This window comes from Streptomyces sp. SAS_270, from assembly GCF_052543295.1.
In genome coordinates this window covers 17,889-31,998 of sequence record NZ_JBMNDS010000105.1, presented here as the reverse complement: position 1 = coordinate 31,998, position 14,110 = coordinate 17,889, and the positions used below count along the sequence as shown (strand labels likewise).

The 14,110-nt window shown below is 74.7% G+C and carries 14 protein-coding genes; 13 read left to right on the top strand and 1 reads right to left on the bottom strand.

Annotated features, from left to right (window positions below):
- Positions 1-369 (bottom strand): 2-oxoacid:acceptor oxidoreductase family protein (locus ACN6LB_RS41250; RefSeq protein ID WP_445030364.1); only part of this gene is annotated, 369 nt, incomplete at its 3' end.
- Between the two features lie 318 nt (positions 370-687).
- Here ACN6LB_RS41250 and ACN6LB_RS41245 point away from each other — a divergent pair.
- The 13 genes from ACN6LB_RS41245 (at position 688) to mftF (ending at position 14,041) form a co-directional block, all read left to right on the top strand.
- Entirely contained in the window at positions 688-1,737 is a 1,050-nt protein-coding gene (locus ACN6LB_RS41245; protein ID WP_445030363.1) for an alpha/beta fold hydrolase, read from the top strand.
- 122 nt (positions 1,738-1,859) lie between these two features.
- On the top strand, positions 1,860-2,492 hold the full coding sequence (locus tag ACN6LB_RS41240; protein ID WP_445030362.1) for a TetR/AcrR family transcriptional regulator: 633 nt from the start codon (positions 1,860-1,862) through the stop codon (positions 2,490-2,492).
- A gap of 143 nt (positions 2,493-2,635) precedes the next feature.
- The gene (mftA, locus tag ACN6LB_RS41235; RefSeq protein ID WP_356149422.1) at positions 2,636-2,755 is read left to right on the top strand and encodes a mycofactocin precursor MftA; all 120 of its coding nucleotides are present in this window, start codon (positions 2,636-2,638) and stop codon (positions 2,753-2,755) included.
- A gap of 13 nt (positions 2,756-2,768) precedes the next feature.
- A complete protein-coding gene (gene mftB, locus ACN6LB_RS41230; RefSeq protein ID WP_445030361.1) occupies positions 2,769-3,071 on the top strand; it encodes a mycofactocin biosynthesis chaperone MftB in 303 nt (100 codons plus the stop codon).
- Positions 3,068-4,270 carry a mycofactocin radical SAM maturase gene (mftC, locus tag ACN6LB_RS41225; protein WP_445030360.1) on the top strand — a complete coding sequence of 401 codons (1,203 nt, stop codon included), beginning with the start codon at positions 3,068-3,070 and terminating at the stop codon, positions 4,268-4,270. Before mftB ends, mftC begins: the two co-directional genes overlap by 4 nt.
- Positions 4,267-6,201 (top strand): mycofactocin system FadH/OYE family oxidoreductase 1, encoded by a 1,935-nt coding sequence (locus tag ACN6LB_RS41220; RefSeq protein WP_445030359.1) that lies wholly within the window; start codon positions 4,267-4,269, stop codon positions 6,199-6,201. Before mftC ends, ACN6LB_RS41220 begins: the two co-directional genes overlap by 4 nt.
- Positions 6,201-8,174 carry a mycofactocin system FadH/OYE family oxidoreductase 2 gene (locus ACN6LB_RS41215; protein ID WP_445030358.1) on the top strand — a complete coding sequence of 658 codons (1,974 nt, stop codon included), beginning with the start codon at positions 6,201-6,203 and terminating at the stop codon, positions 8,172-8,174. The genes ACN6LB_RS41220 and ACN6LB_RS41215 overlap by 1 nt, the downstream gene beginning before the upstream one ends.
- Positions 8,171-9,115, top strand: a complete 945-nt coding sequence (locus ACN6LB_RS41210) for a mycofactocin-associated electron transfer flavoprotein alpha subunit (RefSeq protein WP_445030357.1) — start codon at positions 8,171-8,173, stop codon at positions 9,113-9,115. Before ACN6LB_RS41215 ends, ACN6LB_RS41210 begins: the two co-directional genes overlap by 4 nt.
- The gene (locus ACN6LB_RS41205; RefSeq protein WP_445030356.1) at positions 9,105-10,436 is read left to right on the top strand and encodes an FAD-dependent oxidoreductase; all 1,332 of its coding nucleotides are present in this window, start codon (positions 9,105-9,107) and stop codon (positions 10,434-10,436) included. Before ACN6LB_RS41210 ends, ACN6LB_RS41205 begins: the two co-directional genes overlap by 11 nt.
- Complete coding sequence (locus ACN6LB_RS41200; RefSeq protein ID WP_445030355.1) at positions 10,433-10,744, top strand: ferredoxin family protein; 312 nt, start codon at positions 10,433-10,435, stop codon at positions 10,742-10,744. The genes ACN6LB_RS41205 and ACN6LB_RS41200 overlap by 4 nt, the downstream gene beginning before the upstream one ends.
- A complete protein-coding gene (locus tag ACN6LB_RS41195; RefSeq protein ID WP_445030354.1) occupies positions 10,741-11,631 on the top strand; it encodes a mycofactocin-associated electron transfer flavoprotein beta subunit in 891 nt (296 codons plus the stop codon). Before ACN6LB_RS41200 ends, ACN6LB_RS41195 begins: the two co-directional genes overlap by 4 nt.
- Positions 11,632-11,688: 57 nt before the next feature.
- Positions 11,689-12,513: a mycofactocin-coupled SDR family oxidoreductase gene (locus ACN6LB_RS41190; protein WP_445030353.1), complete on the top strand. Its 825-nt coding sequence runs from the start codon at positions 11,689-11,691 to the stop codon at positions 12,511-12,513.
- A 106-nt stretch (positions 12,514-12,619) separates the two neighbouring features.
- Positions 12,620-14,041: a mycofactocin biosynthesis glycosyltransferase MftF gene (gene mftF, locus ACN6LB_RS41185; protein WP_445030352.1), complete on the top strand. Its 1,422-nt coding sequence runs from the start codon at positions 12,620-12,622 to the stop codon at positions 14,039-14,041.
- The last annotated feature ends 69 nt before the right edge of the window (positions 14,042-14,110 follow it).

Genomic DNA, 14,110 nt, shown 5'->3' with positions numbered 1-14,110 from the left:
GTCCGTGTTGACGATGATCTCCGCGCCGCGCGGCAGATCGCCCACGTTCGCCTTCAACGCGGCCGGGTTCATCGCCACCAGCACGTTCGGCGCGTCGCCAGGGGTCAGGATGTCGTGGTCGGCGAAATGCAGCTGGAACGACGAAACGCCCGGCAGAGTGCCTGCAGGCGCCCGGATCTCGGCGGGGAAGTTCGGCAACGTGGACAGATCATTACCGAACGATGCCGTCTCCGAGGTGAACCGGTCCCCCGTCAGCTGCATACCGTCACCCGAGTCCCCCGCGAACCGGATGATCACCCGGTCCAGCCGGCGGACATCCTTGGCGGGCGAGGTCCCCGGTGCGGGGGTCGCGGTGGTTTCCACAGACATACGCGTGTCGGCTCCTGTCGGTCCGGCGGACAGCCCCTGGGCGGCGGGGCGGGTCGTGCAACCTGGCCAGAGGCTAACCAGGCTCATTAGAGGGGCGCTTGTGTCGTCTCCGGCGCGCCCTGGGGCACCCGGCCCGGCAGGCACCCGGCCCGGCGGGGGCGCCGCCGCCGTCGCGTCACGGCCAAAGCACCCTGGCGGCAGGGCTCGCGCCCCCTCAGTCTCACGAAACGGTTGTACAACGCCCTTGGTGATGTTCCGCTTGGTGTTCCTTCTGACAGGCGATGAGTGGGTGGGTGGACGATCGTGTTCAAACGACTTGTGACCACAGTGGCCGGCGTCGGCGCCGCGGCGTCGGCGGGAGCGCTGGCCCATCGGTCCCTGGTGCGGGGGCGCGATGCCCGGCTGTTACGCATCGACGGCGGCCGGGGCATCGACGAGCAGTACTTCGCGCCGATCGGCGGGATCGAGCAGTGGCTCTCGGTGCGGGGCGCCGACCGGGCCAACCCGGTGCTGGTGGAGGTGCACGGCGGGCCGGGTTCGGTCACCTCGGTGTTCACCGTGCGCACCCGGGCGTGGGAGGAGCACTTCACGGTGGTGCGCTGGGACATGCGCGGTGCCGGCAAGACGCTGCGGCACGGCGGGAAGGAGGGGCAGGGCGAGCTGACGTACGGGCGGCTGTACTCCGACGCGCTGGAGGTCGTCGACCATGTGCGTGCCCGGCTCGGCGTCGAGCGGGTGGTCCTGGTGGGGCACTCGCTGGGCAGCGGCTTCGGGGTGCGGCTGATCCGTGAGCATCCCGAGCGTTTCTCCGCCTACGTGGGCATCGACCAGAACGTCTACGACGCGGGCCGTGACGGATCGGCGTACAAGGACCTGCTGGAGCGGCTGCGCGCCGCGGGCAAGGGCAAGGAGACCGCCGCCGTCGAGGAGATGGGGGCCGACCCGCGTTCCTGGACGGCGGAGCAGCACGCCCTGTACCACCGCTATGTGATGGCCACCAACCCCGAGAGCGTCGCCGCGCTGAAGTCCGCGGTGCTGCCGTCGCTGTGGTGGTCACCGCTGCACTCGCTGCCGGACCTGCCCGCGTTCTTCCAGGGCATGAAACTGTCGGCGCAGATCTTCCCGGAGACCACCCACTTCGACGACTGGGCGGACGGGACGGGCTTCGAGGTGCCGTTCTACATCTTCCAGGGCGAGCACGACCTGGTCACCCCGCCCGGCCGCGCCCAGCGCTTCTTCGACGAGGTGACCGCGCCCGACAAGCACTTCGAACTGGTCGAGGACGCCGCACACTTCTCGGCGTACACCCATCCCGACCGGTTCTTGTCCCTGCTCCTGGACCGGGTCCGCCCGCAGGTGGCGGCCTAGCAGACCCACTGCGGCCGGCCCCCGGTGCGGGGGCCGGCCCGCGGCTGTGCGGCCCCCTAGCCTTGCGCGCACCGGCGGTTCAGGGGTTTTCAGGACGGGCCGCAGGGGTGACCCTGCCGAGGATGGGACATCGCGACGCTTTACTCCAGGGTGCGAAGCAGTGCCTCGCCGAAAAGGGCTACGCGCGCACAACGGCCCGTGACATCGTCGCGGCGTCGGGCACGAACCTGGCCTCCATCGGCTACCACTACGGTTCCAAGGAGGCCCTGCTCAACGAGGCGCTGATCCAGGCGAACATCGAGTGGGGCGAGGCGCTGAAGACGGCGCTCGCCCGCGGGGAGCGGGGTGTGGCGGCCGGGGATCGCACCGAGGCGCTGTGGACCAAGGTGACGGAGCTGTTCGGCGAGCACCGAGGGCTGTGGGCGGCGAATTTCGAGGCGATCACCCAGGCGGGGCATTCGCTGGAGGTGCGCGCGGCGCTGGCGCGAGGGATGGTGGAGGCGCAGTACGGGCTGGGCGATTTCGTGCCGCCCGGCACGGCGCAGGAGCGGGACGAATCGCTGGCGCGCGCGGTCGGCCTCTTCCATCAGGCGCTGATCACCGGGGTCATGGCGCAGTGGCTGATCGACCCGGAGTCCGCCCCGACCGGCCGCGACCTCTCCCTGGCGCTGCAGGCCCTGAGCGGGGGCAGCCGCCCGCAGGACGCGCGGGGCGAGGGGAAGACGGCGGAACGGGGCTCCGAGACGGCGGCGTGAAGGTAGGCGCCGGGCGGCTGCCGCCGCCCTCGGCCCGCCTGGCAACCCCCCTACTTTTCCAGGGGTGTTCAGAGCCGGGGGGCGCGCGCACCATCTGTTTCAGGAACCGTGCCCCGTGCCACCAGCGAAAGGGAGGGCCGAGCATGGACGTCGAGGAGACGACCGTGACCGCCGAGGCATCCGGGATCACCGCCGAGGCCGAGTACGCCGAGGAACTGCTCGTCGAAGAGGTGTCGATCGACGGCATGTGCGGCGTCTACTGACCGGAGAGCCCCCGTGTTCACCCCCGAGCGCCCCTACCGGTGCTCCCCCAGCGTGGCCCTGCGCCCGGAGCCCTTCGGGGCGCTCGCCTATCACTTCGGCACCCGTCGGCTGTGCTTTTTGAAGTCCCCCGAACTCGTCACGGTGGTGCGGTCGTTGGCCGACCACCCCGATGTGCACGCGGCGCTCGTGGCGGCCGGGCTGGAGGCCGCGCGGCACGCCGCCTATCTCGGCGCCCTGGCGGGCCTCGCCGAGGGCGGCGTGATCGAACCCCGTCCCGCAGAGCCGGCCGCCGACCGCCTGGAGGAAGCAGCGTGAAGCTCGTCGACCACTTCGAAAGCGGCCTCGACGCCCCCATCTGCCTCACCTGGGAGCTCACCTACGCCTGCAACCTGGCGTGTGTGCACTGTCTGTCCTCCTCGGGCCGGCGCGATCCCAGGGAGCTGAGCACGGCCGAGTGCAAGGCCGTGATCGACGAACTGGAGCGCATGCAGGTCTTCTACGTCAACATCGGCGGCGGTGAACCCACTGTGCGCCCCGATTTCTGGGAGCTCGTCGAGTACGCCACCGCCCACCACGTCGGTGTGAAGTTCTCCACCAACGGGGTGCGCATCACCCCGCAGCGGGCCCGGTGGCTGGCGGCGAGCGACTACGTCGACGTGCAGATCTCCCTGGACGGGGCGAGCGCGGAGGTCAACGACGCGGTGCGCGGGCCGGGTTCGTACGACACCGCGATGACCGCGATGGGTCATCTCGCCGAGGCGGGCATGCGCGACTTCAAACTCAGTGTGGTCGTCACCCGGCACAACGCCGGCCAGCTCGACGACTTCAGGGCCATCGCCGACGCCCACGGCGCCCAGCTGCGCCTGACCCGGCTGCGGCCCTCGGGGCGGGGCGCCGATGTGTGGGACGAGCTGCACCCCACCGCCGAGCAGCAGCGCACGCTGTATGAGTGGCTGCTGGAGCACGGCGAGAACGTGCTGACCGGTGACTCCTTCTTCCACCTCAACGCCCTTGGCCCGCAGGCGCTGGCGGGGTTGAACCTGTGCGGGGCGGGCCGGGTGGTGTGCTTGATCGATCCGGTCGGCGACGTGTACGCGTGCCCGTTCGCCATCCATGACACCTTCCTCGCCGGCAACGTCCGCGCCCCGGGCGGCTTCACCACGGTGTGGCGCGAGTCGCAGCTGTTCGCCGAGCTGCGCTCCCCGCAGTCCGGCGGCGCCTGCGCGTCCTGCTCGGCCTACGACGCCTGCCGGGGCGGCTGCATGGCGGCGAAGTTCTTCACCGGGCTGCCGCTGGACGGCCCGGACCCGGAGTGTGTCAAGGGCAACGGGCAGCGGGCGCTGGCGGCGGTCGGCGCCGGCACGGCGCCGCGCCCCGCCGGCGACCACTCGCACCGCACGCGCGCCGGCGGCCCGGTGCCGGTCACCATCGGCCGGCGGCCGCCTGCCGCGGGGATCCCGGAGCGGGCCTGCGACGCCGGCCCGCTGGCCGGGTTCACCCCGGGGGCCGCGTGAGCACGCCCCGTCTGACCGAGCCCGTCGTACTGGGCCCGCGCACCGCCCCCAGCCGGGTGATGTTCGGGCCGCACGAGACCAACCTGGCCCACGGCAGGGCCCTGTCGCCGCGGCACGTCGCCTACTACGCGCGCCGCGCGGCCGGCGGCGCGGGCCTGATCGTCACCGAGACGGCGAGCGTGCACCCCGGCGACTGGCCCTACGAGCGGGCCCCGCTGGCCGCGGAGTGCGGGCCCGGCTGGGCGGCGACAGCGGCGGCCTGCGCGCCGCACGGGACGCTGGTGGTGGCCTCGCTGGGCCATGCCGGCTCCCAGGGCTCGTCCGCGTATCACCAGTCGGCGCTGTGGGCCCCCTCCCGGGTCGCCGACGTGGTGAGCCGGGAGATGCCCATGGAGATGGAGGAACCTGAACTGGCCGCGCTGCGTGCCGGGTTCGGGCAGGCGGCCGAACTGGCCGCGGACAGCGGGCTGGACGGGGTGGAGGTCGAGGCCGGCCAGCACAGCCTGCTGCGGCAGTTCCTGTCCGGGCTGACCAACCAGCGTCAGGACGCCTACGGCAGCGACCGGCTGCTGCTGGTGCGGGAGGTCCTCGCCGCCGTCCGTACGGCGGTGGGCGAGGACCGGCTGCTGGGACTGCGGCTGTCCTGCGACGAGCTGGCGCCCTGGGCCGGCATCACCCCCCAGCACGCCGAGGACTTCGCCCGCGAGCTGGCCCCGCTGCTGGACTACCTGGTGGTGGTGCGCGGCTCGGCGATGTCCAGCTCCGCCACCCGCCCCGACTTCCATACCCCGCCCGGCTTCAACACCGACCTGTGCGCGGCGGTGCGCGCGGCGGTGGCCGGCACGGTGGCGGTGGTGCTGCAGGGCTCGGTGACCGGCCCCGGCCACGCCCAACAAGCGCTGGATGACGGCGTCGCCGACCTGGTGGAGATGACCCGCGCGCAGATCGCGGATGCGGAACTGGTGGCGCTGGTGCGCGCCGGCCATGGTGAGCGGGTGCGCCCGTGTGTGCTGTGCAACCAGAAGTGCCGGGTGCGTGACAACCGTAATCCGCTGCTGTCGTGCGCCGTTGACCCCCGCAGCGGCCACGAGAGCGAGGATGCGCCCGACGTTTCGCGCCTCACCACGGCCCCGACGGCCGATGCCGGCGGTGACACGGTTTTGGTGGTGGGCGGCGGCCCCGCCGGGCTGGAGGCCGCGCGGGTGCTGGCCGGGCACGGGCGGCGCGTGGAACTGGTGGAAGGTCAGGAGCAGCTCGGCGGCATGCTGCGGGGGGTGGGCGAGCGCTGGGCGCCGCTGCTGGACTGGCTGGAGTCGGAGGTGCGGCGGCTGGGTGTCACCGTCCGCACGGCCACCACCGCCGGGCTGCGGGAGATGACGGGCCGCAGCGTGGTGCTGGCCACCGGCTCGCGCCCCGGCCCGCGCCGCTGCGACATCGAGGGCGGCACGGTCCTGGAGGCGGCCGAGGTCCTCGCGGGCCGCGCCGTGCTGCCCGAGGGTGCGGTGGTGGTCGACGACCCGGTGGGCGATGCGACCGGTGTCGCGCTCGCCGAACGGCTGGCCGCCCAGGGCCGGGAGGTCACACTGGTCACCCCCGATCAGGTGGCCGGCACGCAGCTGGCGCTCACCGGCGACCTCGCCGACGCCCATGTGCGGCTGCAGCGCGCCGGGGTGCACCTGCTGCGCCGCTCGGTGCTGCGCGCCGCACTGGCGCACGCCGCCCTGGTGGAGGACGTGCTGAGCGGTGAGCAGCACAAGGTGGCGTGCGCGGTGGTGGTGCACTGCGGGCACCGGCTGCCCGACACGGCGCCGGTGGTCGACGGCGCGGTCCTGGCGGGCGACCGGGTGGCACCGCGCACCGTGCACGAGGCGCTGCTGGAGGGCAGGCGGGCGGCGCTGGCGCTGTGCGGTATGCAGGGGGGCACAGTCTGATGAGCGCAGGAAGGCTGCTGTTCTCGCCGCTGCGGCTGGGAGCACTGACCCTGGCCAACCGGATCGTGTTCTCCGCCCATCTGACCAACTACGCCCAGGACGGCCTGCCCAGCGAGCAGCACGCCGCCTACTATGCGGCGCGGGCGGCCGGCGGCGCGGGCCTGATCATCACCGAGGAGCACTCCACCCACGCCACCGACTGGCCCTACGAGAAGCTGATCCACGGCTTCAGGCCGCAGGCGGTGGCCGGCTACCGGCGTATCACCGAGGCCGTGCACGCGCACGGCACCCCCATCCTCGCCCAGCTCAACCACAACGGCGGCCAGGCGTCCTCGATGTACTCCCGGCTGCCGGTGTGGGCGCCCTCGCCGGTGCCCGACCCGCTGTTTCGGGAGGTGCCCAAGGAGGTCACCACCACGGAGATCGCCGACATCGTCGCCGGGTACGCCGCGGTGGCCGGGCACTGCGCGCAGGGCGGCTTCGACGGGGTGGAGCTGCAGTGCTCGCACTCCTCGATCGTGCGCGGCTTCCTCTCCCCCGCCACCAACCTGCGCACCGACGCCTACGGCGGCCCGCTGCACCAGCGGGCACGGATCCTGCTGGAGATCATCGACGCGGTGCGTGAGGCGATCGGGCCCGGCCGGGTGCTGGGCGTGCGGCTGTGCGGCGACGAGCTGCTGGAGGGCGGCACCACCATCGAGGAGGCCGTCCGGACAGCCCGTCTGGTGGAGGCCACCGGCAAGGTCGACTACATCAACACCTCGATCGGTGTGGCGACTTCGACCCTGTACATGATCGAGGCGTCGATGTCGGTGCCGCCCGGCTACGCCCTGTTCGTCTCCAACGCCATCCGCAAGGCGGTACGGCTGCCGGTGATCGGCGTCGGCCGCATCAAGGACCCGGTGCAGGCCGAACGGGCCCTCGCGGAGGGGCACTGCGACCTGGTCGGCGTGGTGCGCGGACAGATCGCCGACCCCGACTTCGCCGCCAAGGCCCGCGCCGGGCACACCCCGCACATCCGCACCTGCCTCTCGTGCAACCAGGAGTGCGTCGGCCGGATGGGCCTCAACCGCTGGCTGGGCTGCATCGAAAACCCCCGCGCGGGCCGTGAGGCGATCGCGCTGCCCGCCCCCGGGCCCCGGCCGCGCCGGGTCCTGGTCGTGGGCGGCGGGCCGGCCGGACTGCAGGCGGCGGCGACGGCGGCGCAGCGCGGACACCAGGTGACCCTCTACGAGCGGGGCGCGGCCACCGGCGGCCAGGTGGCGACCGCCGCCACCGCGCCCAGCCGCGCCGAGTTCCTGGACGTCGTACGCAATCTGCTGGCCGAGTGCCTGCGCCACGGCGTGGAGATCCGCACCGGGGTGGAGGCCACCGCCCAGTCGCTGCGCGCCCAGCAGCCCGACGCCGTGGTGCTCGCCACCGGGGCCCGGCCGCAACCGCCGTACTGGGCGGGCGGGCTGGAGCGGATCGTGGACGTGCGGGACGTGCTGGAGGGGCGGGCCGCGCCGGCCGCGGGAGCGCGGGTCCTGGTCGTCGACGAACTCGGCTTCCACCAGGCGACCTCGGTGGCCGAAGTGCTGGCCGACCGGGGCTGCCGGGTGCGCATCACCACCCCCGGGATGGTGGTCGGACAGGACCTGGGCATCACCCTCGACCTGGAGACGTACAGCGTGCGCGCCCACGCCAAGGGCATCGAACACGCCACCGACCAGGTGGTGACGGGGGCCCGGCCGGGCCCCGAAAAAGACGGGGACGGGGACGTGGAGCTGGACATCCTCACGCACACCACGGGCAGCATCGCGCAGGAGCGCTACGACTGGGTGGTGTGCGCCGCTCAGCAGACGCCCGAGGACGCCCTGTGGCAGGCCCTCAAGGACGCCCCGTTCCTGGTGCAGCGGGCGGGCGACTGCCTCGCCCCGCGCCGCGCGCACGCCGCGGTCATCGAGGGCCACCGGGCGGGGGCGGCGCTGTGAGCGCCGACGTGCGGCTTCCCGCCCGCCTCGCCGTCCTGGTGGTGCGTGAAGGGGTGCTGCCGCTGGGCGCCGACGAGGCGGTCGCCGAGGCGGACGGAGCAGTGCTGGTCACCGGCTCGCACACCCGCCCGGCCGCGGAGCAGCTGGTGTCGGCGAGGCGGGTGTGGAGCGCCGAGACGGGTCTCGGCCCCGCCGCGCTGGCCGCGGCCCTCGCGCCGCTGCTCACCCCGGTGCACACGCTGGTGCTGCCCGCCTCGCCCGACGGCCGCGACCTGGCACCGCGGCTGGCGGCCGCGCTCGGCCGTCCGCTGCTGGCCGGCGCGGTGGAAGTCCTGCCCCACGGCGCCGACGTGCTGCGCCTGGGCGGCAGCGCGCTGGTCGAACTCACCGTGGACGGAGCGTTCGTGGCCACCCTGGAGCCCGGGGTGCGCGGCGCAACCCCCGTGCCCGGCGCACCGCAGATCACCGAACTCGCCCTGCCCTACGCGGCGGACCGGCTGGTGCACGGCCCGGTCCGCGACACCTCCGCGGACGCCGGCGACCTGGCGGGCGCCCGCCGGCTGCTGGGCGCGGGCGGCGGCCTCGGCGGGCCGCAGGCCGTGGCCCTGCTCACCGAGGCCGGCGCCGCACTGGGCATGGCGGTGGGCGCCACCCGGGTGGTCACCGACGCGGGCTGGCTGGAGTACGCCCGCCAGATCGGCACCACCGGCGTCAGCGTCGACCCCGACCTGTACGTCGCCTTCGGCGTGGCCGGCGCCCCGCACCACACCGGCGGGCTCGGCGCGCCCCGCCATGTGGTGAGCGTGAACACCGACCCGTACTGCCCGATGACCGCCATGGCCGACCTCGGCATCGTGGCCGACGCGCCGGCCGTACTCGCCGCGCTGGTGCGGCGGTTGCAAAGCGGCGCGGCCGGCGGGGAGGTGCGCGATGCCGCCTGAGAACAGCGAAACGCCCGCCTTCGACGTGGTCGTCGTCGGCGCGGGCCCGGCCGGATCGGCCGCCGCCCTGGAGGCCGCGCGGGCCGGGATGTCGGTGGCGCTGCTGGAGCGCGGCCCCTATCCGGGCGCCAAGAACGTGTACGGCGGTGTGGTCTACGGCCGCATCCTGGACGAGCTGGTGCCCGACTGGTGGGAACACATGCCCGTGCAGCGCTGGGTGACCCGGCGCTCCACCATGATGCTCACCGACACCCAGGCCCTGAGTGTCGACTTCCGCACCGAGGACTGGGGCCGTCCCCCCTACAACGGTGCCACCGCCCTGCGCTGCGACCTCGACGGCTGGCTCGCCTCCCTCGCCCAGCAGGCCGGCGCCGTCCTGGTGCCCGCCACCACCGCCACCGGGCTGCTGCGCGACAGCGCGGGCCGGGTGTGCGGGGTGCGCACCGACCGGCCCGACGGCGAGATCAGCGCACGCGTCGTCATCGCCTGCGACGGCGTCAACTCCTTCCTGGCCAAAGAGGCGGGACTGTTCAAGAAGGTGAGGGGCAAGCAGGCCGAGCACACCTCGCTGGGCGTGAAGGAAACCCTCGCACTGCCCCGCGAAGTGATCGAGGAACGCTTCGGTCTCAGCGGGCAGCACGGCCAGGACATCGAGGTCCTCGGCTGCACCGGCGCCATCCCCGGCGGCGGGTTCCTCTACACCAACCTGGAATCCGTCAGCGTGGGCGTGGTGCTGTCGCTGACCGGCCTGGCCGCATCCCGCACCCGGCCCGAGGCGGTGCTCGCCGGCCTCAAGCAGCACCCGGCGATCGCCCCGCTGCTGCGCGGCGGCGAACTCAAGGAGTACTCCGCCCACCTGATCCCCGAGGGCGGCTACGACACCATGCCGCAACTGGCCGGCGACGGCATCCTGGTGGCCGGGGACGCCGCCGCGATGTGCCTGGCCGCCGGGGTCTGGCTCGAGGGCGTCAACTACGCGCTGGGCGCGGGCATGTACGCCGGCCGGGCCGCCGCCGCGGCCGTCACCGCCGGCGACACCTCCCGGGCGGGGCTGGCCGGCTACCGCAGGCTGCTGGAGGACTCCTTCGTCCTGGCCGACCACCGCAGACTGCGCCGGGTACCGGGACTGGTCTTCTCCGACCGGGTGCAGCACGCCTATGCGGGACTGCTGTGCGACGTGGCCCAGGGGTTCTTCACGGTCGACAACCCGCGCCCCAAACCGGGCCTGCGCCGGCTGCTGCGGGACGCGGCCCGCGGGCACGGCGTACGGGCGCGCCATCTGCTGTCCGACGCGTTGAGCGGAGCGAGGTCCTTCCGGTGAGCCAGACAAGCAGCGACGGCGCCCTGCCCAGCGTCTCCTTCGAGGACCGGATGGCCACGGTCGACTTCCGTGTCGCCGAGCGGGCGCACATCACCCTGGACACCGACGTGTGCCGCTCCTGCGAGGTCCGCACCTGCGTGCACGCCTGCCCCGCCGACCTGTTCGTGCCCACCGGCGACGGCGGGATCCTCTTCAACTACGAGCAGTGCTTCGAGTGCGGCACCTGCTACCAGGTCTGCGACTCCCCCGGCGCCCTCACCTGGACCTACCCCGAGGGCGGCCACGGCGTCGCCTTCCGGCAGGGGTGAGCGCCGTGCTGGTGGCCGCCGCACTGCGCTGGGCGGACCCCCGCGCCCGGGCGCACCCGCTGACCGGCGCGAGCGAACCCGCACCGTACGCGGCCGGCGCGGCAGCAGCGGACGGATGCGCCCTGGAGCACGCCCTGCAACTCGCCGAACAGCTCGGCGCGCGCTGCGTGGCGGTGACCGTGGGCCCGGCCGGCGCCGAGGAAATGCTGCGCGACGCGCTCGCCGCCGGCGCCGATGCGGTGCTGCGCATCGAGGGAGACGACGGCGACGAGGCCGCCACCGCGCACACCCTGCTGGCCGGCCTGACGGCCGCCGGGCACCCGGTACCCGATCTGTGGGTGTGCGGGGCCCGCTCGGTGGACCGGGGCACCGGCGCGACACCGGGCCACCTGGCGGCCCGGCAGGGCGTGGTGCAGGCACTGGGACTGCTGGAGCTGACCGCGGCGCCCGCCCCGGCGGCCGAGGAGGATGACGGCGGGGCGACGGGCCTGCGGCTGCGGGCGGTGCGGCGGCTGGACGGCGGCCGCGCCGAGGAACTGCAAGTGCCGCTGCCGGCGGTGTGCTCCGTGGAGGCGGGGACGCTACGGCCGCGCCGGGCATCCCTGGCCGCGGCCCTTGCCGCACGCCGCGCGGAGATACCGGTGGTGCGCGTGAGCGCCCCGGCAGGCGACGCCGCGGGAGCGGTGCGCGCGGGCCGGGTGCGCCCCTACCGGCCGCGCGCCAAGGCACTGCCCGCCCCCGAAGGCACTACCCGGCAGCGGCTGCTCACCCTCACCGGCGCCCTCACCCCGCCCCGTACCCCGCCCCGCCTGGTCACTCCCGCCTCCCCCGAGGAGGCCGCCGACCTCCTGCTCGCGCATCTGCGCGAGCACGGCGTGCAGGGATAAGCCGGCCCGCCCGGCGCCCCCGGCTCCACCGACCGCACCGAGGAAGGCCCTGCCAGCATGGACACCGCACCCCCCACCCCTGCGCGCGGCGCGGCGGCCGGGCGGCGCACCGCCGTGGTCACCGGGGCGGCGCGCGGCATCGGTGCGGCCGTGGTGGAAAGGCTGGCCCGGGACGGCTGGCAGGTGGTGGCCGTGGACGTGTGCCGCGACTTGCCGGGGGTCGGCTACCCGCTGGGCACCGAGAAGGAACTCCAAGCCCTCGCCAAGCGGTGGCCGGACGCGGTGGTGCCGGTGGTCGCCGACGTACGCGACCAGGCGGCGCTCCAGGACGCGGTCGAGGTGGCGCACCGCCGCTTCGGCACGCTGGACGCCGCGGTGGCCGCGGCCGCGGTGATGGCCGGGGGGCGGCCGCTGTGGCAGAGCACCGACGAGGAGTGGGACGCCCTGTTCGAGATCGGGGTGCGCGGGGTGGCCAACCTGGCCCGGGCCGCCGTGCCCCGGCTGCTCGCCCGCCGCGAGCCGCGCTCGGGCCGCTTCGTCGCCCTCGCCTCGGCGGCCGCCCACCACGGCCTGTGGCACCTGGCCGGCTACAACGCGGCCAAGCATGCGGTGGTGGGGCTGATCCGGGGCCTGGCCACCGACCTGCGGGGCACCGGCGTCACCGCCACCGCCGTCTCCCCCGGCTCCACCCGCACCCCGATGCTGCAGGCCAGCGCCGACCTCTACGACCTGCCGGACACCGCCCAGTTCGCCCAACACCATCTGCTGGGACGCCTCCTGGAACCGCAGGAGGTGGCGGCCGCGGTGTGCTGGCTGTGCGGCGAGGAGGCCTCCGCCCTCACCGGCACGGTGGTCCACGCGGACGGGGGGTTCACCCCGTGACACCGCCCACCGGCCCCGCCCCGGCGGCGCACCGGATGTGCCTGCCCTGCCCTGGAGTCCGTTTCCTCCCCGGCCCCAGGGCCGGGGTATCCCCGGAGGAACCCCGATGAGCGCCACGGTCCCCGAGAACACCGCGAGCCCGGCGGGCGCCCCCCGCTCCCCCCAGTTGTTCTTGACCCCCGACCCTTCCCTGGGCCGGCTGTCCGGCGGGCGGACCCTGCTGGGCGGCTCCCCCTACCGGGTGCTGCGGCTGACCGAGACGGGGGCGCGGCTGGTGGAGGGCTGGCTGGAAGGCCAGGCGGTCGCCGAGCGGCCGGGGCAGCGGCGGCTGGCCGAGCAGCTGATCAACGCCGGGATGGCCCATCCGCGCTACGCGGCGGGCCCGTTCACCGCGGCCGACGTCACCGCGGTGGTCCCGGTCCGTGATCACCCCGAGGTGAGCGGGGCGCTCGGGTCGCTGGCCCACCTCGCCGCCGTCGTGGTGGTGGACGACGGTTCCGCCGTGCCGCTGCCCGGCGCGGCCCTGCGTCATCCCGCCCCGCGCGGCCCGGCCGCCGCCCGCAACAGCGGCTGGCGGCTGGCCGGCACCGAGCTGGTGGCATTCCTGGACGCGGACGTGGCGGTCCAACCGGGCTGGCTCGAGGCGCTGTTGCCGCACTTCGCGGATCCCCAGGTGGCCGCGGTGGCGCCGCGGGTGCGCAGCCGGCCGGGCACCAGCGTGCTGGAGCGCTACGAGCAGGAACGCTCGCCGCTCGACCTGGGCCCGCTGCCCTGCGTGGTCCGCCCGGGCAGCAGGGTGAGTTACGTACCCACGGCCGCCCTCGTCGTCAGGGTCTCGGCTCTGCGGGAGCTGGGCGGCTTCGACGAGACGCTGCGCTACGGCGAGGACGTCGACCTGGTCTGGCGGCTGGCCGGCCAGGGGTCGCTGGTGCGCTACGAGCCGGCGTCCGAGGTGCGGCACGCGCCCCGCTCGCGCTGGTCGGCGTGGGCGCGCCAGCGCTTCGACTACGGCACCTCGGCCGCGCCGCTGGCACTGCGGCACGGCACGGCGGCGGCGCCGCTGCGGGTGTCCCCGTGGACGCTGGCATGCTGGGCGGCCGTTGCCGCCGGCCGGCCGGCCGCTGCCGCCGGCACCGCCCTGATCACCGCGTCGCTGCTGCCGCGCAAACTGCACCCGGTGGGGGTGCCCGCCCAGGAGGCGGTGGCGCTGGCGCTGCGCGGTCACTGGGGGGCGGGGCGGATGTTCGCGGACGCCGTCACCCGGTCGTGGTGGCCGGTGGCGGTGCCCGCCCTCGCCGCCTCCCGCAACGGACGCCTCCTGCTGGCCGCCGCCTGGGGCCGCCACCTCGCCGACTGGCACACCCGGCGCCCCCCGCTCGCCCTGCCGCAGTGGTTTGCGGCACGCGTCGGCGACGACCTCGCCTACGGCGCCGGCGTGTGGTGGGGCGCCCTGCGCCACCGCACCCTGGCCCCGCTGCGCCCGGACACCTCCGACTGGCCGGGCCGGGACGGGGTGCGGCGGGTTTGAGCCCTCCCCCTGAAGCAGAGGGGCCGCTCAGGCGGCCGGTGCGCCCGGCGCACGGTCCGCTCTTGCGCC

Coding starts and splice junctions, on each gene's coding strand:
- ACN6LB_RS41240 (WP_445030362.1), top strand. CDS start 1,860: ATGGGACATCGCGACGCTTTACTCCAGGGTGCGAAGCAGTGCCTCGCC.
- ACN6LB_RS41190 (WP_445030353.1), top strand. CDS start 11,689: ATGGACACCGCACCCCCCACCCCTGCGCGCGGCGCGGCGGCCGGGCGG.
- ACN6LB_RS41215 (WP_445030358.1), top strand. CDS start 6,201: ATGAGCGCAGGAAGGCTGCTGTTCTCGCCGCTGCGGCTGGGAGCACTG.
- mftF (WP_445030352.1), top strand. CDS start 12,620: ATGAGCGCCACGGTCCCCGAGAACACCGCGAGCCCGGCGGGCGCCCCC.
- mftA (WP_356149422.1), top strand. CDS start 2,636: ATGGACGTCGAGGAGACGACCGTGACCGCCGAGGCATCCGGGATCACC.
- ACN6LB_RS41205 (WP_445030356.1), top strand. CDS start 9,105: ATGCCGCCTGAGAACAGCGAAACGCCCGCCTTCGACGTGGTCGTCGTC.